The organism is Alistipes sp. i18-0019-D1, assembly GCF_042852885.1.
In the GTDB taxonomy this organism is placed as follows: Bacteria; Bacteroidota; Bacteroidia; order Bacteroidales; family Rikenellaceae; genus Alistipes.
Genome location: NZ_AP031424.1, coordinates 1,596,501 through 1,617,061 on the forward strand (window position 1 = coordinate 1,596,501; position 20,561 = coordinate 1,617,061).

At 60.5% G+C, this 20,561-nt stretch carries 17 protein-coding genes; 6 read left to right on the forward strand and 11 right to left on the reverse strand.

Annotated features, from left to right (window positions below):
• Positions 1-5: 5 nt before the first annotated feature.
• Together ACGHP5_RS06755 and ACGHP5_RS06760 are read right to left on the reverse strand one after the other, a co-directional pair.
• Positions 6-3,632, reverse strand: a complete 3,627-nt coding sequence (locus ACGHP5_RS06755; protein WP_390568226.1) for a SusC/RagA family TonB-linked outer membrane protein — start codon at positions 3,630-3,632, stop codon at positions 6-8.
• Positions 3,633-3,668: 36 nt separating this feature from the next.
• Positions 3,669-4,682, reverse strand: coding sequence for a FecR domain-containing protein (locus ACGHP5_RS06760; RefSeq protein ID WP_321590096.1), 1,014 nt, complete (start codon positions 4,680-4,682; stop codon positions 3,669-3,671).
• A 160-nt stretch (positions 4,683-4,842) separates the two neighbouring features.
• Here ACGHP5_RS06760 and ACGHP5_RS06765 point away from each other — a divergent pair, with 160 nt between their 5' ends.
• Entirely contained in the window at positions 4,843-5,406 is a 564-nt protein-coding gene (locus tag ACGHP5_RS06765; RefSeq protein WP_337771607.1) for a GNAT family N-acetyltransferase, read from the forward strand.
• Positions 5,407-5,414: 8 nt separating this feature from the next.
• Here ACGHP5_RS06765 and ACGHP5_RS06770 read toward each other — a convergent pair whose 3' ends face one another.
• From ACGHP5_RS06770 to ACGHP5_RS06810, 9 genes are all read right to left on the reverse strand, one after another.
• The gene (locus ACGHP5_RS06770; protein ID WP_337755724.1) at positions 5,415-6,485 is read right to left on the reverse strand and encodes a YeiH family protein; all 1,071 of its coding nucleotides are present in this window, start codon (positions 6,483-6,485) and stop codon (positions 5,415-5,417) included.
• 145 nt (positions 6,486-6,630) lie between these two features.
• Entirely contained in the window at positions 6,631-7,518 is an 888-nt protein-coding gene (locus tag ACGHP5_RS06775; RefSeq protein ID WP_390568227.1) for a LysR substrate-binding domain-containing protein, read from the reverse strand.
• 5 nt (positions 7,519-7,523) lie between these two features.
• Positions 7,524-8,555 (reverse strand): DHH family phosphoesterase, encoded by a 1,032-nt coding sequence (locus ACGHP5_RS06780; RefSeq protein WP_337771611.1) that lies wholly within the window; start codon positions 8,553-8,555, stop codon positions 7,524-7,526.
• A 154-nt stretch (positions 8,556-8,709) separates the two neighbouring features.
• Positions 8,710-9,486, reverse strand: coding sequence for a DUF4886 domain-containing protein (locus tag ACGHP5_RS06785; protein WP_337771613.1), 777 nt, complete (start codon positions 9,484-9,486; stop codon positions 8,710-8,712).
• Positions 9,483-10,145 (reverse strand): endonuclease III, encoded by a 663-nt coding sequence (nth, locus tag ACGHP5_RS06790; RefSeq protein ID WP_390568228.1) that lies wholly within the window; start codon positions 10,143-10,145, stop codon positions 9,483-9,485. The genes ACGHP5_RS06785 and nth overlap by 4 nt, the downstream gene beginning before the upstream one ends.
• Before the next feature lie 5 nt (positions 10,146-10,150).
• Positions 10,151-11,080 carry a glycosyltransferase gene (locus tag ACGHP5_RS06795; protein WP_337657801.1) on the reverse strand — a complete coding sequence of 310 codons (930 nt, stop codon included), beginning with the start codon at positions 11,078-11,080 and terminating at the stop codon, positions 10,151-10,153.
• 11 nt (positions 11,081-11,091) lie between these two features.
• Positions 11,092-13,653, reverse strand: a complete 2,562-nt coding sequence (locus ACGHP5_RS06800) for an ATP-dependent helicase (RefSeq protein ID WP_390568229.1) — start codon at positions 13,651-13,653, stop codon at positions 11,092-11,094.
• Between the two features lie 98 nt (positions 13,654-13,751).
• Positions 13,752-14,411 carry a hypothetical protein gene (locus ACGHP5_RS06805; RefSeq protein WP_337772056.1) on the reverse strand — a complete coding sequence of 220 codons (660 nt, stop codon included), beginning with the start codon at positions 14,409-14,411 and terminating at the stop codon, positions 13,752-13,754.
• Positions 14,412-14,416: 5 nt separating this feature from the next.
• Entirely contained in the window at positions 14,417-15,724 is a 1,308-nt protein-coding gene (locus ACGHP5_RS06810) for a C10 family peptidase (protein WP_290532563.1), read from the reverse strand.
• A gap of 160 nt (positions 15,725-15,884) precedes the next feature.
• Here ACGHP5_RS06810 and ACGHP5_RS06815 point away from each other — a divergent pair, with 160 nt between their 5' ends.
• From ACGHP5_RS06815 to ACGHP5_RS06835, 5 genes are read left to right on the forward strand one after another with little or no spacing between them, the layout of a single operon-like run.
• Entirely contained in the window at positions 15,885-16,883 is a 999-nt protein-coding gene (locus ACGHP5_RS06815) for an AAA family ATPase (RefSeq protein ID WP_390568230.1), read from the forward strand.
• Positions 16,884-16,885: 2 nt separating this feature from the next.
• Positions 16,886-17,770 carry a DUF58 domain-containing protein gene (locus tag ACGHP5_RS06820; RefSeq protein WP_290532561.1) on the forward strand — a complete coding sequence of 295 codons (885 nt, stop codon included), beginning with the start codon at positions 16,886-16,888 and terminating at the stop codon, positions 17,768-17,770.
• Positions 17,767-18,729 carry a hypothetical protein gene (locus tag ACGHP5_RS06825; protein WP_390568231.1) on the forward strand — a complete coding sequence of 321 codons (963 nt, stop codon included), beginning with the start codon at positions 17,767-17,769 and terminating at the stop codon, positions 18,727-18,729. Before ACGHP5_RS06820 ends, ACGHP5_RS06825 begins: the two co-directional genes overlap by 4 nt.
• A gap of 17 nt (positions 18,730-18,746) precedes the next feature.
• Positions 18,747-19,532, forward strand: coding sequence for a tetratricopeptide repeat protein (locus ACGHP5_RS06830; protein ID WP_390568232.1), 786 nt, complete (start codon positions 18,747-18,749; stop codon positions 19,530-19,532).
• Between the two features lie 13 nt (positions 19,533-19,545).
• Positions 19,546-20,532: a VWA domain-containing protein gene (locus tag ACGHP5_RS06835; RefSeq protein ID WP_290532558.1), complete on the forward strand. Its 987-nt coding sequence runs from the start codon at positions 19,546-19,548 to the stop codon at positions 20,530-20,532.
• Positions 20,533-20,561: the final 29 nt, after the last annotated feature.

A 20,561-nucleotide genomic window follows, 5' to 3' on the forward strand; every position in this document is an offset into this window, starting at 1 on the left:
CAGGGTTAGAAAGTGATCTTGATACTGCCGCCGATGGCGCGGGTTCCGGGCATCTGGGCGATTTCGAAGCCGGGAACGACCGAGGAACCGCGCATGAAGGCGCCTTCGGGGTCCCAGCCCGGGAATTCGGACCAGCAGAAGAGGTCGCGTCCGTAGACCGACAGCACGAGACCCTTGATGAAACCGGTCCTGGCCAGCAGTTTCTTCGGGAATTCGTAGTCGAGGCGCAGTTCGCGCAGTTTGAGGAACTGCGTGCTGACGAAGTTCTGCTCGGCGTTCTGGAACGCGTAGGCCAGGCCGTAGTACTCGGTGATGTCGGCCGTCTTGTGCGTGTTCTTCACGTAGTTGCCGTCGGGCAGCAGGTTGACGCCGTCGAGCACCAGTCCGTCGTAACGTCCCGGAAGCGAGATCGTACCCTTACCGCGCGAACCCAGCAGGGCGTTGGAGTAAGAGTAGACGTGCCCGCCGAACTGTCCGTCGAAAGCCACCGAAAGGGTCAGGCCGTTCCACTTGACGCTCGTGCCGAAGCCGCCCTTCCAGTCGGGCATGCACTCGCCGATGCGCTGCAAGTCGTCGGAATACTGCGGGTAGCCGTTCTCGTCGATCACCAGTTGTCCGCTGACGTCGGTCAGCGAACCGTCCTTGCCGACGATGAACGAACCCTCCGGGGCGCGTTTGTAGCCCAGGCCGTACATCGTCGAGAGCGACTGACCCTCGTAAGCCGTCATGTAGGCGTGCGACGAGTAGGAAGCCACGATCCACGAATCGACGCCGTCGCCCAGTTCGAGCACGCGGTTGCGGTTGAGCGCCCAGTTGGCGTAGGCTTTCCACTGCACCTTCTTGGTCTTCACGAGCGTGCCGTTGACCGAAACCTCCCAGCCCCAGTTGCGGATGCGGCCCGTGTTGCTGTAACGGCTCGCAACGCCCGAAGCCTGGCTCACGGGCATGCTCACGATCTGGTTCTTCGACTCGCTGTCGTAGTAGGCGACGTCGAGGTTCAGGCGGCTGCGGAACAGCCGGATGTCGGCGCCCACCTCCCACGAGCTGACGATCTCGGGCTTGAGGTTGAGGTCGGCCGCGGTGCGGGGAATCTGGAAATTGCCGGCGAAATCCGACGCCGTGAGGTAGTTCGACGTACGGTAGGGCTTCGTGTCGTTACCCACCTGCGCGAAGCTGCCGCGCAGTTTCACCAGATTGACGATGTCGCGCGCCGTGCCGAAGTCGATCAGCTCGTTCAGCAGCACGCTGGCCGAAACCGACGGATAGAAATAGGAGTTGTTGCTGCTGGGCAGCGTCGACGACCAGTCGTTGCGGCCCGTGATGTCGAGGTATACGGCGTCGCGCCACGAGAGCGAGACCAGTCCGTAGATGCTGTTGGTCTGACGCTCGTAGGAGTAATTGTTCGTCTTGATGCGGTTGACCGAGTTGGCCAGCGAATAGACGCCCGGCTGCTTGAGCTGCTCGGCGGTCTTGTCGGTCTGCACGAACGAGCGGTTGATGATGCTTCCGCCCAGGTTGGCCGTGATGTTGAAGCCCGCGCCGAGCTTGCGGTCGTACTTCAGCAGGAAGTCGGTTGAGAGTTGCAGCGAGGTGAGTTCCTGCTCGCTGTACATGCCGTATTTCTGCGAATAGGAACTTTTCGGATGGCGGACCGTGCGCAGGTCGCGCGAGAAGTCGAGACCGCCGCGGAGCATCAGGTCGAGGCCCTTGTAAAGATGGAGGTTCAGCGCCGTGTTGCCGTACATGCGGTCGCGGTCGAGCGTGTTGATCTGCTCGTAGGCCACGAAATAGGGGTTGTTCTTACCGCCCGAAAGGTCGGAGTCCTGCTGGATGCCCTCCTGCCCGGGATACCAGTACTGCCTGGCCCAGTTCATGTCGATGTTGGGCGACATGCACCACAGCGAGTACATGATCGAACTGGAACCGTAACCCATCACGGGCAGGTTGTCGTCGTCCTTGCGGTAGTAGGTCAGCGAGGTATCCATCGAGAGCCACTTGTTGACCTTGTTGTTGCTCTTGAGCGAAATCGACTGCTTGGACCACGGCGAATTGGGGACGATCGACTCACTGCGGTAGTCGGTCACCGAGAAACGGATCGAGTTGTTCTTGTTGATCTTGCCCGAAACCGAGAGCGTGTTGGTCGCCGTCCATCCGTTCTGGAAAAAATTCTTGAACCAGTTGCCGTAGCTGACGAACGGCGTCTTGATGCGCGCACCGTTCTCGTCGACGCCGATGCCGCGATTCACGTCGAAATACTGGTAATAGAGCGTCCCGTCCATCTTGGGGCCCCACGACGACACGTCGAGTGTGCTCGTGCCTTCGCCGTCGACCGGGTCGCCGTAGTGGAAACCGTCGGTTCCCTTCGACGAACCCTGTCCGTAGACGTACTGGAAGTCGGGCGAGGAGTTGATCTGGTCGACGACGAAATTCGAGGTGAAGGTCACCGACACCGATCCGTCCTGCCCTTCGCCGGACTTCGTCGTGATGATGATGGCGCCGTTGGCGGCCTCCGAACCGTAGAGGGCGGTCGCCGCGGGGCCTTTCAGCACCGTGATGTTCTCGATGTCCTCGGGGTTGACGTCGCCCGTACCGTTGCCGTAGTCGATCGAATAGGCGCCCGACTCGCCTCCGGCGGCCGAGGTGTTGAACATCGGCACGCCGTCGATCACGAACAGTGCCCCGTTGTTGTTGAGGTCGATCGACGACTCGCCGCGCAGCGTCACGCGCATCGAACCGCCGCCGCCCGTGTTGGCTTTGGCCACGGAGAGCCCCGCCACCTGGCCCGAAAGGCCCGACATCCAGTTGGACGACGAGGCCGACGACGAAAAGACGTCGCCCTTGACCTTCGTGGCGGCATAACCCAGCGATTTCTCCTCGCGCTTCATGCCCAGCGCCGTCACGACCACGTCGTCGATGGCCTGCGCCGTGCTGACCAGGGCCACGTCGATCGTCGTCTTGCTGCCGACGTAGACATCCTGCGTCTTGAAGCCCAGGAAGCTGAACGACAGCTGGTCGTTGGGGCGCGCCTTGATGCGGTATGAACCGTCGCTTTCGGTGACGGCTCCTACGAGCGAACCCTTGACGATCACGCTGACGCCCGCGACGGGCTGTCCGGCATCGTCCCGGACGACGCCCTGAACCAGCGCCGGAGCGGCCGGGGAGGCGCTACCCTGCTGCCGGGGGGGGGAGACCGGACGGTCCACACCGGCGGCCTGTCCGCCGACATCCGAAGCAGTCCCGGCCTCCTGCGCCTGCGCGGCGGATTTGTCGGCGTTCCTGCGTTTGATCAGAATCTTATCCTCCCGGAACTCATAGGTGAGGTCGCTCCCGGCGAAAATCTTCGCCAGCACGTCGGGAACCGGGGCCTGCTTCACGGAGAGTGTCACCGGAGCGGCCTTGCCCACCAACTCGTTGTTGAAGAAGAACGTGTAGTAGGTCTGGGCCTCGATCTTCTTCAGGACCGAAGCCAACGAGGCTCTCTCGACGCTAAGCGTTACGGTCGAAGCGGGTTTCTCCCCGGCTTCGGAGGCGCGGGCGGCGCCCGCAACCGCCAGAGACATCGCTGCAAGTCCGCACGCCAGCCAGCGTCGCAGCATCGTACAGCAACCTTCGAATTTGTTAAAATTGCTCATTCATTCAATCGTTTAGGTAGTTTGATAATCCGTCTGTTATTTTCGTTTCGCCCGGGAGAGGAAATACTCCCCGTCGATGTTGGTGATGGAAAGCTTCACCGGCGAGGTCGCGGAGATCATCCGCAGGGCCTCCGGCAGCGTCTCCCGGTCCACCATGCCCGTATATTGCAGGTTGGCGATCTCGTCGTGAATGTTGATCTTCACCTGGTAATAGCGCGAAAGCTTGTTGGCCACGTCCTTGAGCGGATGTCCCGAGAAAACCAGCCGCCCTTCGATCCAGCCGATCGAATCGTCGACACGCACCTCCCGCTTGGAGATCGTGTTGGTCGAAGCGTCGATCTGCAGCTCCTCGTTGGGATCGAGGATGATGACGTCCTTCCGGACCTGCGCCTGCAAGCACCCCGTATGAAGCGTCACCACGGCGAAATTCTCCCGGGCATAGGACTGGAGGTTGAACGACGTTCCCAACACCGTATAGTTGTTGTTGGCGCTGTGGATGATGAACGGACAGTTTTTGTCGGGCGAAATGGTGAAAAACGCCTCGCCGTCGAACTCGATCTCGCGCGTTGCCTTCCCGAATCCCGGGTCCACGGTGAGCGTCGCCTCGGAATTCATGCAGACCTTCGATCCGTCGGGCAGCACGATGTCGAGTTTCTCGCCGCGCGCCGTGCGGTATTCCAAAGGCTGTGCGGCGCTGATCTCCGTCCCGGTCCCGGCTTCGGGCGCGACATCGGGGGTGCGCTGCCAGAACCACGCGGCGCAGACGCCCGCCGCAACCACGGCGGCAGCCGCCACATAGCGCAGGAAGGGCCTCCGGCGCGGCCCGGCAACCTCGGGAACCGCGAACAGAATCCTGTTGCGGGCGGCGAAACGCGCCCATTCCCGCTCCGCCCTGGCCGACGCGGGCAGTTCCCGTCCGGCGAGACACTCCCTGAAATAAGCCCGGTTTTCATCCGACTCCTCCAGCCATTCCGCCAGCATACCGGCCTCCTCCTTGTTCAAAGCATTGCTCCGGTACGAATCGATCAGTCTGTCTATCTCTTTCCGCATATCATTTACACAAAACAGATTTTCCTCTTTGCTTTCACCCGGTAGACACGCCGTTTCCGGATACCGACCCCTGCCGCGCGATTTTTTTTTGCGCAGTCGGAGCGGCCCTGGGATTGGGTTTTGTGCGAAATTTGCCGTATCTTGCCGAAAATTGAGAACCATGACACAGCAACTCCGATTCATACCTTTCAGATCGCGCTCGGACAAGGGCTGGGCCGAGGCATGGGCGCTTTACGAGGCCTCCTTCCCCGACTGCGAACGCTGGGACGGCACGGGTTACGACCGTGCCTTCGGCGACCCGCATTTCGAGGCCGACGGCATCTGGCGCGGCGACGAGTTCATCGGCATCCTCTTCCACTGGAACGCCGGGGATTACCACTATGTCGAGCACCTGGCCGTCTCGCCCCGACTGCGGGGACAGAACATGGGATCGAAAGCCCTCGCGGCTTTTTGCGAAGGGCGGCGCGTCATCTTGGAGATCGACCCGCCGGAGGATGAAATCTCGGTCCGCCGCCAGCATTTCTACCAGCGGCTGGGCTTCGTCACCAATCCCTACGAGTACGTCCACCCCTCGTTCCGGCGGCCGTTCCACCCTCATCGGCTGGTGCTGATGAGCTACCCCAAGGTCCTTACATACGAAGAAGCCCGCGGTTTCGCGGACTTCATTCGGGAACGGGTGCTTCGCTACTCCGAGCACGAAAACCCGGCGCTGCCGAAGCTGTAAAGCGGCCGCTACAACATGCCGACCACGTATTTCGTGACGAAGTAACCGCCCGCCACCAGCCAGACGTAGAGCAGGCCGGCCAGCACGAAAGGCCTGGCCCCCGCCTGCCTGAATTTGTCGAGGCTCGTTTCGGTCCCCAGCGCCGTCATGGCCATCGTCAGCAGGAAGGTATCGACATACTCGATGGCCCCGTTGAGCGGAATTTCCCGGACCGTCTCCACCCCGCAAAGGTATTGCAGCAGCGAATTGAAGCCGATGACCCCGATGAACCCGAAGGCGAACCACGGCACGGTGATCCTGCTTTTTTCCGCCTCGCCCCCGGACCTTTTCCGGCGGCCCGCCAGCACGAAACCCATGATCACGAGCACGGGCGCGAGCAGCATGACGCGGATCATCTTGGTGATGGTGGCCGTTCCGGCGATCCCCAGCGCATCGGTGGGGTCCATCGCATTGCCCGCCCCGGCCACATGGGCCACCTCGTGCAGCGTACTGCCCGTGTAGACGGCCACTTCCGTGTCGGTCATCCCGTCGAGCATGCCCGTGCGGTACATGACCGGATAGAGGAACATCGAGAGGGTTCCGAAAATGACGACCGTGGAGACGGCGATGGCGGTTTTGTACCCCTCGCACTTCACCACCGGCTCGGCCCCCAGTACGGCCGCCGCGCCGCAGATGGCGCTGCCCGTCGAGGTCATCAGCGCCGTGTCGCGGTCGATCTTCAGCAGGCGGCCCAGCAGGACGCCCCCCAGGATGGTGACCGTCACGACGATCAGGTCCACGACGACGGCCGGCACGCCCACAGCCGCCACCTGGGCCAGCGTCAGGCGGAACCCGTAAAGGATGATGCCCCAGCGCAGCACCTGCTTGGTACAGAATTTTATGCCGGGAACCCACGTCTCGGGCAGCCGGTTGCGCAGACTGTTGGCATAGAGCATGCCCAGCACGATGCCGACGATCAGGGGGCTGAACGAGAGCCGTTTGACAATGGGAACTTCGGCGATGTAAAACGCCGCGAACGAAAACAGGGCGATCAGGAGAATTCCGTGCAGGGTGTTCGCCCTGTTACCTTTTTCCAGCATATCCTTGCAGTTTTAATGACGACCGATAACCTTTGCTTTATTTCGACGGCAAAGGTCGCATCTTTTATCGGGATACGGAACAAGATTTGGTTATCCGGGATAACCTGAAGTTATGACACGGGGATAAGCAGCCGGGGTCCGGCGGTCAGAAATCCGCCCGGGCGAAGTCGATGAACCGCCGCGCCAGACGCGCGGGTTCGGCCTCGGCATGCACGAAAGCGAAATCGCGGGAGAGCGTCAGCCCCTCGATGTCGACGATCCGCAGCTCGCCGCTGCGCAGGCAGTCCACCACCGAAATCACCGACACGATGGCCATGGCGTCGCTGTTGCGGACGAAGGCCTTGATCCCCTCGGTCGTGCCGAGGCGCATCGCCACGTCGAGCTGCGAAAGACGAATGCCCTTGGCCGCAAGGGCCGCGGCGATCACTTCGAGCGTCCCCGAACCGCTTTCGCGCAGCACCAGCGGGATGCGCGAAAGCTCCTCGGGGGTCACCGTCTCCCGGCGGGCGTATTTCCCGCCCGGACGGGCCACCAGCACCAGTTCGTCGGGCCTGAAAAGCGTGTAGTGCAGCCCCTGCCGGCGGGTGAGGCTCTCGACCAGCCCCAGGTCCACGGCGTGTTCGCCCAACGCCTGCTCGACCTCGGCGCTGTTACCCGACGACATCGAGACCCGCACCCCGGGGAAGCGCGCCGTGAAGTGCGCCAGGATCGGCGGCAGCAGATACTGCGCAATGGTCGTGCTGGCCCCGAGACGAAGTTCGCCCCCGGCCTGGTCGGCGCAGAGGCTCATCTCGTATTCGAGGCGGCGGTAATCGTCGAGGAGCCGTTCGGCGGCCTCCAGCATCGTACGCCCCGCATCGGTCAGCTCCAGACGGCTGCCGCGGCGGGTGAAAAGCTGCACCTTATAACGGGATTCCAGCTCGCCGATGTGCTTGCTGACGGCGGGCTGCGAAATGTAGAGTTGTTCGGCGGTCCGGGTGAAACTCAACGTCCGAGCCGCGGCGATAAAGACCTTGAGGCGGAAATCGTCCATGACGGTCAGCCCAGATGGCCTTCGTCGGCAAACTCCTTCACCGAACGGACGTAGTGGTCGATGGTCTCCTGCATCGAGACGAACGACTTGCCCCCCGCGGCGTTCTTGTGGCCGCCGCCGCTGAAATATTTCCGGGCGAAGAGGTTGACGTCGACGTCGCCCCGCGAGCGCAGCGACACGCGGATGAACTTGCGGTGGGCGAGGAACATGGCCGACATCTTGACCTTCTTGATCGTAAGGGCGTAGTTGACGAACCCCTCGCTGTCGCCCTGCTGGAACTGGAATCGGCGCATCTCGTTCTCCAGCAAGGACATGTAGGCCACCGTCCCGTCCTGGATCACCTCCATCTTGCGGTTGATGGCGTAGCCGAACAGCCGCGCACGGCCTTCGGTATAGGCGTTGTAGACGCTGTTGTGAATGTCGGGGATCGAGATGCCCTTCTCGACCAGCACGGCCACGGCGCGAAACAGCTCCGGGGTGAGGAACGAGAAGGCGAAATTGCCCGTGTCGGTCATCATGCCCACGTAGAGCGACTCGGCCATGCGGCGTGTGATAGCCTCGGTGCCGCACATCGCCTCGACGATGCTGTAAACCAGAAAACACGTGCTCGACGAATCGGGATGCGAGAACATCAGGTCGAAACCCTCGTCGGGCGAGAGGTGATGGTCGATCAGCACGCGGCGGGCGGTGGTGTTGGCCTCGATGGTGTCGCTGAGGATTTCGAGCCGCGAAACGGCATTGAAATCGAGGCAGAAGATCATATCGGCCTCCGCGATGGCGCGCGCGGCGCGCCCTTCGGTGTCGGTTTTGAAGACCACGATTTCGTCGATACCGGGCATCCAGTCGAGGAAATAGGGGAATTTATTGGGAACGACACAGGTCACCGCATGTCCCATCGTACGCAGGACCTCGGCCCATGCGAGCGACGATCCGACGGCATCGCCATCGGGGTTGGTATGTGAAACGATGACAATCCGCTGCCCGGGTCGGGCGAGCATCTCCCGCAGACGTTCGATATGTTCTTTCGATAGCTTCATTCGGTTTCCTCCGCTTTGGTGGATTTGACAAAGATACAAAAAAGCCGGGACGTTTCCAAAACCGAACCGTTTTGCGGTCCGGCAAAACGTACCGGCTAATAAAAGTGTCGTTACGACACCCGAGATACAAAAACCGCGGGATACACCGACAGTCCTACCGGATATTCAGCAGCACGAGGTTGTCGAGCACGGTACGCTGGGCCGTACGCTGGAGATATTCGGCCTGCTCGGCCGGAAGTTCCGCGGTGAAGGCCGTCTGGTAGGGACGCTGGAGGATCGTCGTGAAAATGACGTTGGCCGCCAGATAGCTGCCCGGAACCGCGGGATGGTAGCAATCGGGCCGGTAGAGGATGCAGTCGGGCCGTTCGTGCCGTACCGTCCGCCACGCCATGCCCACCGGGGCGCACCATGCGCCGTTGTCGTAGGCCATTTCGAGGTAGCTGGTCTTCAGACGCTCCTGCATCCCCTCGTATCCGTTCGAAAGCGGGTATTCTTCCACAGGTATCCGGTGACCGTACTTGTGCCCCCAGGTCATGTAGAAGATCACCCGGGCGTCGGGCGACGCGGCATGGACCAGACTGTCGAGCGTCCGGGCCGCGGGATAGACCTCGCGGGCCACCTCGCCGGTCGCCATCGCGGGAGCCGTGCTCTGCTCCTGCAGGACGACATAATCCCAGCCGCCGTCGGCAATTGCCTGCAACAGCTTCTTGTTTTTCAGGTGCCCCGAGAAGCGTTCGCCGCCCTTGAGGAAACGCGTGCAGGAGAGTTTTACCTTCTGGGTCGAGGCGATCTTCTGCACCATGCCGGGCAAATCGTTGCAATAGGAGAAACTGTTGCCGACCCACAGCACCCGCAGAGAATCCTGCGGCGTCCGGGCCATGCCGCCCAGGGGCAGCAGTATCAGCAAAAGACGGAAAGCAAGTCTTATCATTTCTTTGAGGTTTTAGGTTGTCGATGGTCGGCGGCGTATTTGCGGCACCACGTCGCAATGCCGCACTCGCCGCATTTCGGGGCCCGGGCCACGCAGACATAACGCCCGTGAAGGATCAGCCAGTGATGGGCGACGGGCAGCAGGTGGCCGGGAATATTCTTCTCAAGAGCCAGTTCGGTCTGGAGCGGTGTTTTCGAACGGGTCGTCAGCCCGATGCGCTCCGAGACGCGGAAAACGTGCGTGTCGACCGGCATCACCTCCTTCTGCCACAGCACGGCCCCCAGCACGTTGGCCGTCTTGCGGCCCACGCCGGGCAGGCGCTGCATCTGCTCCAGGTCGCTCGGGACTTCGCCGCCGAACTCCTCGCAGAGCATCCGGGCCATTCCCGCGAGGTTTCGGGCCTTGTTGTTGGGGTAGGAGATGCTCTTTATATACGGGTAAATCTCCTCGGCTGTGGCGCGGGCCATGTGGTACGGCGTGGGAAAGGCCTCGAACAGCGCCGGAGTGGTCATGTTGACCCGTTTGTCGGTGCACTGCGCCGAGAGGATCACCGCCACCAGCAGCTGATAGGGGTCCGTGTAGTGCAATTCGCTTTCGGCCACGGGCATGTGCTCCGAGAACCAGGCGATAATGCCGTCGTAACGCTCTTTTGTTGTCATAAACGCTATTTTTTACGTCGGAAAAGAATCTTTTTCACCAGCAGCCCCGCTCCTTCGGGGCAGAGCAGCAGGCGCGGGCAGGCCGCAACGTCGCGCCGCCAGCGCGCCACGTACTCCCCGACCGGACCTTCCCACGAAAGGACCCACAAAGCCACCGAACTGCGCCGCCGGAGAATGCGGAAACGGTTGCGGCCCGCACCGTAGCGGGCGTCGAACCAGAGGCTTATGTCCATCAGCGAGTCGCAGAAGGCGATCCGCTTCCGGTAAGCCGTGCTGTGGCTCACGCTGTCGGGCAGACGCCGGTGCACGGCCGTGATGTCGGGCATGTAACGGATCCGGCTGCACACCGAAAACCAGAGCCACATCGGAGCGTCGTCGGTCTTCCATTCGGGATGCTCTGCGGGGCGCACCTCGTCGTAATACCGTGCGATCAGCTCCCGGCGGGCCAGCGTCGCGCAGTTGGCGATCGTCAGGCTGCAAAGCAGACGGGCAAAATCGGTGTAATGGTCCGGGTGGTCGGGTTCCGTGCGGTCCGTGGCCTGCCAGTAGTTCGAGGCGCGCGTATAGCACATGCCGCATCCGGGGTCCGACTCCATCAAGTCGGCCTGTTTTTGCAGTTTCAACGGATCGCACCACCAGTCGTCGCCGTCGAGGTAGGCCACGTATTTCCCGCGGCACGCCTCGAACGTCCGGCGGTAGTTCCGCCGCCAGCCGACGTTCTCCGGCGAGGTCACCAGCCGGATGCGGTCGGGGTATTTCGCCGCGTATTCACGACATATCTCCGCCGTGCGGTCCGTGCCGCAATCCTCCCCCAGGACCAACTCCACGCCGAACGAGGTCTGCTGCGCCAGCACGCTTTCGATAGCCCGGGCGATATAGGGTTCGTGGTTGTAGGTGGTCATACAGACCGAAACCAGCGGAGAGGGGTTCGTCATGCCGTTCCGGTTTACAGTTTGGTAAGTTTCGCAAATTTTGCCAGCAGGGTCTTTTCGCCCGCATTGTCGAAGGCCACCACGAGTTTGTGGTCCGTGGCGAGGGTCTCGATGCGCTGCACGATGCCCACGCCGAATTTCGGGTGCTCGACGCGCTGTCCCACGGCGTATTCGCCGCTCACCGACGCCGGATTCCCGGAGGAAAGCCCGCCGTCCATCGCCTGCCGCACGCCGACACGGCGCATGCCGTCGGTCGAAGGCCGGGGCGTCTGCACGAGCGCCGGGTCGGGAGCCGCCGCCGGGCGCCGGGACTCCGCAGCCCGCGCGAAACGACGCGCAGGACCCGACTCCCCGGCCGCCGCACGGCCGCCGCTGCCGCCGAAAGAACCGCTGCCGCTGCCGTAGGAACCGCCGCGGCCCGAACCTCCCGGCCCGCCGTTTCCGCCGCCTCCGAAACGTCCGCCGCCCTGCTGTTTCTGCTGGAAGCGGTAGTCGAAGCGGCGGCGCAGTTCGTCAATGGCCGCGGGTCCGTCGTCGCCGGGCCGACGCTGCGGACGCGTCTCCGCGAAATCGGCGTCCGACTCGATGTACCGGGGGTCGATCTCGCGCAGGAAACAGCTCGGACGCGAAAACTCCATGTTGCCCCACTTGAAACGCATCTCGGCGTAGGAAATCGTCGCCGAAACCTTGGCGCGGGTCAGGGCCACGTAGAACAGGCGGCGCTCCTCCTCGATGCCGTCGGGCGACTCGGCCGCCCGCTGCGAGGGGAAGAGGTTTTCTTCCAGACCCACGATATACACATATTTATATTCAAGCCCTTTGGCCGAATGGACCGTCATCAGCGTCACCTTGTTCTTGCTCTCGGGGTCGTCCTGATCCATGTCGGTCATCAGCATCATGTTCTGCAGCCACTCCTCGATCGTGGCCTCCTCCTCTTCGGAACGCTCGCCGCCCCGGATTTCGGCGTCGACCCGCTCCTTGAACTCCTGCATCGAGTTCAGCAGCTCCTCGATGTTGTCCAGCGCCGAAGCCGCCTCGGGGGTGTTCTCGGTGCGGTAGGCCGCGATGATGCCCGACCGCGAGGCGATCTCCATGCCGAAGTCGTACAGGCTCTTGTCGTTGCGGGCCAGCGACATCGCCCGGATCATCGCCACGAAATCCGCCACCTTGCGCGCGATGGTCTTCTGCACGGGGTCCGTGACGGGTTCGGCGACAAGCGCATCGACCGCCTCCCACATCGAGACGCCCCGCTCGGCGGCCAGCTGCGCGATGCGCTGCACGGTCGTGTCGCCGATACCGCGCGCCGGGTAGTTCACGATGCGTTTGAACGCCTCGTCGTCGCGGGGATTGATCACCAGCCGGATGTAGGCCATCATGTCGCGGATCTCCTTGTGGTCGTAGAACGACGAACCCTTGTAGATGCGGTAGGGAATGCCCCGGCGGCGGAGGTTGTCCTCCAGCACGGCCGACTGGTTGTTGGTGCGGTAGAGAATCACAGCCTCCGACCACTCGTCGCCCGCCGCACGGACCTTGTCGCGCAGGTCCGTGACGACCATTTCGGCCTCCTCGCGGTCGGTATACGCCTTCAGGATGCGGATTTTGTCGCCCACGTCGCCCTCCGAGAAACAATGCTTCTCCATGCGCTTCGAGTTGCGGACGATCACCGAGTTGGCCGCGTCGACGATCGTGCGCGTCGAACGGTAGTTCTGCTCCAGTTTGAAGACCATCGCATCGGGATAATCCTTCTTGAAGGAGAGGATGTTCTCGATCTTGGCCCCGCGGAACGAGTAGATCGACTGCGCGTCGTCGCCCACGACGCAGACCTTCGAGTGGGTCTGCGACAACCGGCGGATGATCGTATACTGCGCATAGTTGGTGTCCTGATACTCGTCGACCAGAATATATCGGAACTGCTCCTGGTAGCGGGCCAGCACGTCGGGGCAGTCCCGCAGCAGGATGTTGGTCTGCAAAAGCAAATCATCGAAGTCCATCGCGCCGTTGCGCTTGCAGCGCTGGCAGTAGATGTTGTAAATATTGCCGAATTCGGGGATCTGGGCCTGCCGGTCCTCGGCGGCACAGGTCGAATTGGCCAGATAGGCGCCCGGCGTGACGAGGCAGTTCTTGGCGTAGGAGATCCGCGAAGAGAGCACGTTAGGCTTGTACTTCTCGTCCGGAAGGTTCAGTTCGCGGACAATGGTCTTTATCAGATTCTTGCAGTCCGAGGGTTCGTAGATCGTGAACGAGTCGGTGAAGCCGATCTTCCCGGCGTTCTCCCGCAGGATGCGCGAAAACACCGAGTGGAACGTACCCATCCGGATATAGCGGCTGCGGTTGTCGGGCAGCATCTGCGCGATGCGTTCGCGCATCGACTCGGCGGCCTTGTTCGTAAAGGTCAGGGCCAGAATGTTCCAGGGCTTCACGCCCTGCTCGATCATGTATGCGATGCGCGAGGTCAGCACGCGGGTCTTGCCCGACCCGGCGCCCGCGATGATGAGCGACGGCGAGTCGTAATTGACCACGGCATCCCGCTGGGCGGGGTTCAGACCTTGTAATATCAGAGATTCTTTGGATTCCATGACTGCAAAGTTAATACTTTTTGCACGCCCCTCGGACAAAGTTCCGCCGATTTCGGAAAATTTTACCGACCCGTCGCACCCCGACAGCAACGACACGCTTATTGAAACTCCACGTCGCAACTCGCCTCGAACACCTTTCCGTCATCGGCTGTCAGGCGTACGAAAAGCGTATGTTTTCCGGGCTGCGCCGGCCGGGTGACAAACCGAAAATAAAAACCCCCTCTGGGCAAAAGCGTCATATCATCCGGCGTAAGCTCCGAAATCAATTTATCGACAGGATAATATTCACCGTTCAGTTGTTCATGGTATTTTTGCGTATAGCCGCTCTGGATATAGGGCCAGGGCGTGTTGCTGTAAAAGCGCGCCAGATCGTTGAGCGACGTCTCCGCAGGATGTTCGGCATCCCAGTCCGCGGAACTCCACACCTCCAGATTAACGAAATCCCGGAAACACCGCGGGTTGAGTCCTTGATCATAAAAATAAACCCGAACCCGACGATTATAAGATACATCGTTGTGTTTTTCGCACAATTGATTATAGAAATCCAACTCTCTCTTTCCAGAATCTATTCCCCAATATGTTGTGCCATTTCCTACAAAAATGACATGATATTCCAACGGATTATCCTGCGACAGGCCGACGGATATCGTATACATACTTTCATATTTCAGCACAAAAGCCCGGGTATAATAATCCTCATACGATTTGACGCAACCGACAGCCGACAAAACGCCTAACAGGAGAATAAGCCTTTTCATAATTGCTACGGTTTATTATAAGTAACGATCCGGAACCACCAGGTATAATTCCGGGTATTCTCACCCCGTGTCAGCGGGAGAACAACGCCATCATCTCCCAAAACACGTCCGTTCACCGCATCAAAAGCTCCACTGGCAAAGTATCCGTTGTGATCTCCGCTCCAACCCCAATTACAATGTAAAAGGAGACATTTATCAACCCTCGTTCTTATCAAATTCGACCCGGAATAGGTGTCTATAATACTTTCATAAGTAGCACAACCGTCTATTACCCAGGCATGACCGTAACAATTATCAGTCATTGCGCCGATAAATACCGGGCAGCCCGCCTTCAGTTTCGATACGATCAAACCCGAATCATAGCCGATTTCCCGCTTCGTTCCATAATACCCGATATTTCTCAAAAAACGTTTTGCATAGATCGGAAGGGCAAAGGACTCTCCTTTTCCCCAATAATTATATGCCATACGGCATCCTCGACCTACTTTCACAGACATTTCAGCCAATTCACTATACACTTCAGTGTCATATTTTTTTGCGTCATATTTTTTCACCAAAGGCCAGTTGCAATAATCTCGGGGGTATTCATGGTAAGCCATAATTTGCGCAACCGCAATCGCCACACATCCTGCGGGATAATTCCCGGGCGTCCGATCACTGAAAGGCGATTGCTGATGCCACTTGGTAGTCAGCATGGGACGAACATAATCTGCAAGATATACTCCGCGCCCTTTATCATAGACCAGACCTCCGTTATTTGGAGCTTCCAGATACAAATCAATAAGTTGCGTTTTGAGAAAAAGCGGACCGGAACCTCCTGTGCCGGCATTAATATCTCCCAGATAATATTCGTCTTCCTCCTCGCAGTAAAGGTTCTCGGTTATCCGCCACGCATCGGGCTCAAATGCATTCAACCGTAAATCCTCTTCCGTGGCGACATACTCGTCATAAACCGCAACAACCGGTTCTAAACGATTGTCCGCAGCGAGAATCGCACTGCCTTCTCCCTCACCGAATTCAACGATATAGGCAAGACGATCGTCCTGCACATCCGAACTGCGGGTCGCACCCCGGCCGGAACCGGACCGAAAAACAGGCGTGACACGCTGCACCGTTCGCTGCTTACCCGAAGCACGGGTTCCGGAACCGTCGATAACCGCCAACGCACTGGCAAGATTCTCCAACGCCCGAGTTTCGGAAACGGCGTGCGACTCCGAAACGGCCTCGCGACTTCCGTCTGCAACCGAATCCACTTCACAGGCAATGAAACTGAATGCGACACCGCCGCACAGTAAAAGATAGAATTTTCTCATAGAAAATCGGGATTAAGGGTCAACAAATAACAAGATAGAAAAAAGCCGATGAAACCGGACTGTTTTACCCGTTTTATTTTATTAAATTTGCAATAATTTCGATGAAAAAACGTTGGAAAAACAAAATTGAAAAAACAAACAGAATAACACGACAAATACAATGAGCGAAGTCATCAACATCAAAGAACTCAACGAGCGCATCGAACGCGAATCCGTTTTCGTCGATACGCTCCGCAACGAAATGGGAAAGGTCATCGTGGGCCAGAGCCACCTGGTGGACACCCTGCTGATCGGCCTGCTGTCCAACGGCCACATCCTTCTGGAAGGCGTTCCGGGACTGGCCAAGACGCTGGCCATCACCACGCTCGCCAAGGCCGTCGACGCCTGTTTCTCGCGCATCCAGTTCACCCCCGACCTGCTGCCCGCCGACCTGATCGGCACGCTGATCTACTCGCAGAAGAACGAGGATTTCGTCGTCCGCAAGGGTCCGATCTTCGCCAATTTCGTACTGGCGGATGAAATCAACCGCTCCCCGGCCAAGGTGCAGTCGGCGCTGCTCGAAGCCATGCAGGAGCGTCAGGTGACCATCGGCGACAACACCTACCCCCTGCCGCAGCCCTTCCTGGTGCTGGCCACGCAGAACCCCCTGGAGCAGGAGGGAACCTACCCGCTGCCCGAGGCGCAGGTCGACCGTTTCATGCTCAAGGCCAAAATCTCCTACCCCAAGAAGCAGGAGGAGCGCGACATCGTGCGCATGAACCTCTCGGGCGCCGGCATGCCCGAGGTCAACAAGGTCATCGCCCCCGAGGACATCGTCAAGGCCCGCAAGGTGGTCGAGGACGTCTACATGGACGAAAAGATCGAGAAATACATCATCGACATCATCTTCGCCACGCGCGAACCCGCGGAGTACAACCTCCAGAAGTTGCAGAACCTGATCGCCTACGGCGGTTCGCCCCGTGCGTCGATCTCGCTGGCCAAGGCCGCCCGCGCCTACGCCTTCATCCGCCGCCGCGGCTATGTCATCCCCGAGGACGTGCGCGCCGTCTGCCACGACGTGCTGCGCCACCGCATCGGCCTGACGTACGAGGCCGAGGCCGAGAACATCACCTCGGAGGAGATCATCACCGACATTCTCAACAACGTAATCGTACCCTAACGATGCAGGAGACCGAGAACGATATTCTCAGACGCGTCCGTAAGATCGAGATCAAGACCCGCGGTCTTTCGAACGAGATCTTCGCCGGAAAGTACCATACGGCTTTCCGCGGGCGGGGTATGTCGTTTTCCGAAGTGCGGGAGTACCGTGCGGGCGACGACGTGCGGGACATCGACTGGAACGTCACGGCCCGCTCGCGCAAACCCCACATCAAGGTCTACGAGGAGGAACGCGAACTGACGATGATGCTGCTGGTCGACGTGTCGGCCTCGCGCATGTTCGGTTCGACCGACCGTCTGAAAAAGAACATCATCACCGAGATCGCCGCCGTGCTGGCCTTCTCCGCCGCGCAGAACAACGACAAGGTGGGCTGCATCTTCTTTTCGGACCGGGTCGAGAAGTTCATCCCCCCGAAGAAGGGCCGCAGCCATATTCTGATGATCATCCGCGAACTGATCGGCTTCCGCCCCGAATCCGCGGGCACGAAACTCTCGGAGCCGGTGCGTTTCCTCACGAACGTCAACAAGAAGCGCTGCACGACCTTCATCCTCTCGGACTTCATGGACTCGACCGGCGACAAGTCGGCGCTGGACGACGCGCTGAAGATCGCCGGGAGCAAGCACGACCTGGTGGGCATCCGCGTCTACGATCCCCGCGAGACGGAGCTTCCCGACGTGGGTATCGTCGAGCTGAAGGACGCCGAAAGCGGCCGCAAGGTCTGGGTCGACACCTCGTCGCGGGCCGTGCGCGACCACTACGCCGCCTCGTGGCGGCAGCGCAGCGGCGAAATAGACACGACGCTCAAGCACAACCGCATCGACACGGCGATGATCTCGACCGACGGCGACTACGTGGCCGAATTGATAAAACTGTTCAAACAGCGATGAAACGACTCTTTGCAATAGCGCTTCTTTTCACGGGACTCGCGGCCCGGGCGCAGGAGACGCCCACGGTCACGGCGCGCGTCGAACCCGACAGCATCATGATCGGCGACCGCTTCGATTACGTCATCGACGTGGAGAAGGACCTGGTGCAGGTCGTGGAGTTCCCCGTGTTCGACCCCCGCGACGGCAAGATCGAACTGGTCGAAAACTGCCCGGTCGACACGCTCGAACGCGACGGCCGGCGGCTGAAACTGCGCAAGCGTTACCGGCTGGCCGCCTTCGACGAAGGCAAATACAACCTCGGCGCGGCGCAGGTGCTCTACGCCGACAAGAACATCCTCGACACGCTCCGCAGCACCGATTCGGTCTATCTGGAGGTCGCGACGTTCCAGATCGACTCCACGTCGCAGTCGATCTACGACCTGAAAGCCCAGAAGAACCTGCCGTTCCGCTTCCGCGAGGTGAGCGGCTACGTCAAGTGGGGCATCGTCTTCCTCCTGGCGCTGCTCGTGGCGGGCTATGCGCTCAAGCGTTACCTGGCCAGCCGCGGCAAGGGCTTCGGCGACCTGTTCAAACCCGCCCCGCCGCTGCCGCCGCACGTGGCGGCCATCCAGGCCCTCGAAGCGCTCCACAACCAGAAACTGTGGCAGAACAACAGGCATAAGCAGTACTATTCGGGGCTGACGGACATCCTGCGCACCTACATCGCCGCCCGCTGGGGCTTCGGCGCGATGGAGATGACCTCCGACGAGATCATCGAGACGATGCGCCCGGAGGAGCTGCCCGACAAGGCGCGAATGGACCTGACGGCGATCCTGCGCGACGCCGATCTGGTGAAGTTCGCCAAGGCGACGCCCGAAGCCGAGCAGAACGAGGCCGACTACCTCAAGGCGTACTATTTCGTCGAGGAGACGAAACCCGCCGAGGAGGAGACTCCCGCCGAGGAAGAGTCCCCGAAGTAAAACTAAACGCGACAACGATGTACAAGTTACTCTATATCATCCTGTTCCTTTTTACCGCCGCCGGGGCGCAGGCCCAGCAGCTGCCCGAACGCTCGCTGGTGCGCAAAGGCAACCGGCAGTACAACAAAGGCAACTACGAGCAGTCGATCGGCCGCTACGAGCAGGCCCTGCAAGCGGCTCCGGGGCAGTTCGAGGCGATCTACAACCTCGGCAACGCCCTCTACAAGGCCGAACGGTTCGACCGTGCCGAGCAGACCATGCAGCAGGCCGCGGCGGACTCGCTGCGCGCGGACACGGAGCGGGCCGAAGCGTTCTACAACCTCGGCAACGCCCAGTTCAAGCAGCAGAAATACCAGGAGGCGCTCGAAAGCTACAAGCAGTCGCTGCGCCTGAACCCCTCAGACATGGAGGCCAAGTACAACTACGCCTACACCAAGCGGCTGCTCGACCAGAACAAGAACGGTGGCGGCGGTGACGGCAACGACCAGAAGGACCAGGACAAAGACCAGAACAAAGATCAGAACCAGAACGGCCAGGGTCAGCAAAACCCCGATCAGAAGGGTGACCAGAAAGACCAGAAAGGCGATCCCAAGGATCAGCAGGGCGATCAGAAACAGGACCCGCAGGACGGCAAGGGCGACAAGGGGGACAAAGGCGACCAGCAGGGCCAGCCGACGCCTTCGGGCATCTCTCCGCAGGAACAGCAGCAGATGCTCGACGCCATCCAGGCCCAGGAGGACAAGACCCAGGAGAAACTCAAGGAGAAACAGGGCGTGGTGGTCCGCGGAAAGAAAAACTGGTAAAACGTAAACGACTATGCATTTTGCTTCACCATATTATCTCTGGCTGCTGACGCTGCTCATGCCGATGATCGGCTACTACGTCTGGCGCACGCTGCAGGGCGGGGCCGCGATCCAGATTTCGAGCGTCGCCGGCGTCGTGCGCGCACCCCGGACCGTGCGCTACTACCTGCGTCACCTGCCCTTTGCGCTGCGCGCGGCGGCCTTCGCGCTGCTCGTCGTGGCGCTGGCGCGCCCGCAGGACGTCGAGCAGAACGTCCGCACCAACGCCGAGGGTATCGACATCATGCTGGCCATCGACGTCTCCGGTTCGATGCTGGCCCGCGACTTCAAGCCCGACCGCATCACGGCCGCCAAGGAGGTGGCCGGATCGTTCATCGCCGACCGATACGGCGACCGCATCGGACTGGTGGCCTTCGCCGGCGAAGCCTTCACGCAAAGCCCGCTGACCACCGACCAGAGCACGCTGCAAACCCTTTTGGCCCGTATCCGCAGCGGGCTGATCGAGGACGGCACGGCCATCGGCAACGGACTCGCCACGGCGATCAACCGCCTGCGCGAGAGCGATGCCAAATCGAAGGTCATCATCCTGCTGACCGACGGTGTGAACAACCAGGGCCAAATCGCGCCGATGACCGCCGCCGAAATCGCCAAGGCACAGGGCATCCGCGTCTACACGATCGGCGTGGGATCGGAGGGCATGGCCCCCTATCCGGCCATCGACATGTTCGGCAACCTGACGTTCGTCAACCAGAAGGTCGAAATCGACGAAAAGGTGTTGAAAGCGATCTCCGACATGACCGGAGGAAAGTATTTCCGGGCCACGGACAAGGACAAGCTGAAGGCCGTCTACAACGAGATCAACCAGCTCGAAAAGAGCAAGATCGAGGTGACGGAGCACATCTCCTACCACGAACTGTTCCTCACGTGGGTGCTGGCCGCGCTGGGACTGCTGATGGCGGAGTTCCTGCTTTCGAACCTCGTACTGAAACGAATACCCTGACGGAACGGCGATTCCGCTCCCCGGCAAAG

Coding starts and splice junctions, on each gene's coding strand:
- ACGHP5_RS06810 (WP_290532563.1), bottom strand. CDS start 15,724: ATGAGAAAATTCTATCTTTTACTGTGCGGCGGTGTCGCATTCAGTTTC.
- ACGHP5_RS06795 (WP_337657801.1), bottom strand. CDS start 11,080: ATGACGAACCCCTCTCCGCTGGTTTCGGTCTGTATGACCACCTACAAC.
- ACGHP5_RS06755 (WP_390568226.1), bottom strand. CDS start 3,632: ATGAGCAATTTTAACAAATTCGAAGGTTGCTGTACGATGCTGCGACGC.
- nth (WP_390568228.1), bottom strand. CDS start 10,145: ATGACAACAAAAGAGCGTTACGACGGCATTATCGCCTGGTTCTCGGAG.
- ACGHP5_RS06805 (WP_337772056.1), bottom strand. CDS start 14,411: ATGAAAAGGCTTATTCTCCTGTTAGGCGTTTTGTCGGCTGTCGGTTGC.
- ACGHP5_RS06760 (WP_321590096.1), bottom strand. CDS start 4,682: ATGCGGAAAGAGATAGACAGACTGATCGATTCGTACCGGAGCAATGCT.
- ACGHP5_RS06815 (WP_390568230.1), top strand. CDS start 15,885: ATGAGCGAAGTCATCAACATCAAAGAACTCAACGAGCGCATCGAACGC.
- ACGHP5_RS06825 (WP_390568231.1), top strand. CDS start 17,767: ATGAAACGACTCTTTGCAATAGCGCTTCTTTTCACGGGACTCGCGGCC.
- ACGHP5_RS06830 (WP_390568232.1), top strand. CDS start 18,747: ATGTACAAGTTACTCTATATCATCCTGTTCCTTTTTACCGCCGCCGGG.
- ACGHP5_RS06820 (WP_290532561.1), top strand. CDS start 16,886: ATGCAGGAGACCGAGAACGATATTCTCAGACGCGTCCGTAAGATCGAG.
- ACGHP5_RS06765 (WP_337771607.1), top strand. CDS start 4,843: ATGACACAGCAACTCCGATTCATACCTTTCAGATCGCGCTCGGACAAG.
- ACGHP5_RS06785 (WP_337771613.1), bottom strand. CDS start 9,486: ATGATAAGACTTGCTTTCCGTCTTTTGCTGATACTGCTGCCCCTGGGC.
- ACGHP5_RS06770 (WP_337755724.1), bottom strand. CDS start 6,485: ATGCTGGAAAAAGGTAACAGGGCGAACACCCTGCACGGAATTCTCCTG.
- ACGHP5_RS06775 (WP_390568227.1), bottom strand. CDS start 7,518: ATGGACGATTTCCGCCTCAAGGTCTTTATCGCCGCGGCTCGGACGTTG.
- ACGHP5_RS06780 (WP_337771611.1), bottom strand. CDS start 8,555: ATGAAGCTATCGAAAGAACATATCGAACGTCTGCGGGAGATGCTCGCC.
- ACGHP5_RS06835 (WP_290532558.1), top strand. CDS start 19,546: ATGCATTTTGCTTCACCATATTATCTCTGGCTGCTGACGCTGCTCATG.
- ACGHP5_RS06800 (WP_390568229.1), bottom strand. CDS start 13,653: ATGGAATCCAAAGAATCTCTGATATTACAAGGTCTGAACCCCGCCCAG.